Here is a 1,762-nt window from a genome sequence, read left to right on the forward strand (position 1 = left end):
CGCAAAGGATGCAAGGTGAAGTACGCGTTCATTGCCGAGCACCGCCCTCAGTATTCGGTACGCAGGATGTGTCGTTGCCTCAATATCCATCCCAGCGGGTTCTATGCATGGATTAAAAATCCATTAAGCCACTGTGCGCGTGAGGATGCGCGTCAGATCAAGCTGCTCGAAGAAGCTTGGAACGACAGTGGCAAGGTCTACGGATACCGTAAGCTGCATGACGATCTGGTGGAGCTGGGTGAGACCAGTTGCCCAAACCGTGTTGCTAGGTTGGCCCGTTTGGCTGGGATCCGCGCAGAGATCGGGTACAAACGTAAGCCGGGCAAGTATGGTGGACGGCCGTCAGTCGTCGTCGACAACACGTTAGACCGGCAGTTTGATGTGACAGCGCCAGACACCGCCTGGGTGTCCGATATCACTTACATCAAAACCTATGAGGGGTTTCTCTATCTGGCGGTTATCATCGACCTCTACTCACGACGTGTGATCGGCTGGGCGACACAATCGCGGCAACCAACAGACCTCGTGCTGCAAGCCCTTTTGATGGCTGTCTGGCGACGCAAACCTAAGCGACGCGTCCTGATCCACACGGATCAAGGCAGCCAATACACCAGCAGGGACTGGGCGGCGTTTCTGCGGGCCCACAATATCGAACACTCGATGAGCAGGCGCGGGAATTGCCATGACAATGCGGTCGCTGAGAGCTTCTTCAACCTGCTCAAACGGGAACGCGTCCGGCGTCGAACATATAAGACCCGCGAGCAGGCCAGACAGGACATCTTCGACTACATCGAAATGTTCTATAACCCGAAACGCAAACATGTCAGAAACGGTATGCTGTCGCCTGTCGACTTCGAAAACAGACAGTTCAACGTGAACCAAGAAGGTGTCTAGGGAACTAGGGGCTATTCAGTATTCTGATCCCAATATCTGGTTGTTCAAAGATTGGCCTCTGATTTCATTGCCGCAGTGAACTTCCGATTTCGGTCCGTTCAGTATTTTGCCACTACGGCCTAACTTTTTGTCCTGGCGTAGCGGCTAACCACATTTTGCTGCTATTCAGAACCGTCTAATACTGCTTCCTATACACTGAGCTAACTTAAGTATCATGGCGCTGCGGTGCAGTGTGCGAGACCTTTCAGAAATGATCGAGTACCAAACCCTCGCTGACGACCATCCCGACCTCTTGCGGTCACCGCTGCTACAGGCAGCAGTTCTGACCATGCAATATACGCAGGAACACGGATCGATAGCGATCACCAAAAACAAGGCGTTCAAGCGTACCTTCGTTCATTGGGCCGTACAGAATTTTGACTGGCCAGGGGAAGGTGCGGATGAGGTGTTCCGTTATCATAGGGTGATCAACGAAGCTGACTTCGCGCCGCTCGAAGTGCTGCACTTCCTGTTGATTGAATTACGCCTTGGTCGCCACTTCAAAGACGAGTTCCGGCTCACCAAGCGTGGCAAAGAGTTGGCCCAATCGCCCGGGCGCTTGTTTGTCGAATTGATCCCGTATTTTTTACACGAGGTCGATCACACCTCTTATGCGCGCTTTGATGACCAACCCTTCGGAAATTGGGACGTTTGGATGAATGTGATCAACGTAGAGGCCGATCACGGCATCAGCGAAGTTACCCTATATCAAAAGTTCTATGGTGAACCGGAGAGTGACCGCAATACTTCCAGGCGGAACACATACGCGTTCAAGGCCTGCGTTTTGCGACCGCTTGAATGGGCCGGACTGCTGATGTCGACCCAAGAC

Annotated in this window: 2 protein-coding genes; both read left to right on the forward strand. The window is 52.9% G+C overall.

Translation table 11 applies throughout. The features are described from left to right. On the forward strand, positions 1-894 hold an 894-nt coding region (locus EE36_RS02460; protein WP_005849130.1), incomplete at its 5' end, for an IS3-like element ISSusp1 family transposase. A gap of 250 nt (positions 895-1,144) precedes the next feature. Then, the coding region (locus EE36_RS02465) for a hypothetical protein (protein ID WP_005849132.1) at positions 1,145-1,762 on the forward strand (618 nt) is incomplete at its 3' end.

The organism is Sulfitobacter sp. EE-36 (assembly GCF_000152605.1).
Taxonomy (GTDB): Bacteria; Pseudomonadota; Alphaproteobacteria; order Rhodobacterales; family Rhodobacteraceae; genus Sulfitobacter; species Sulfitobacter pontiacus.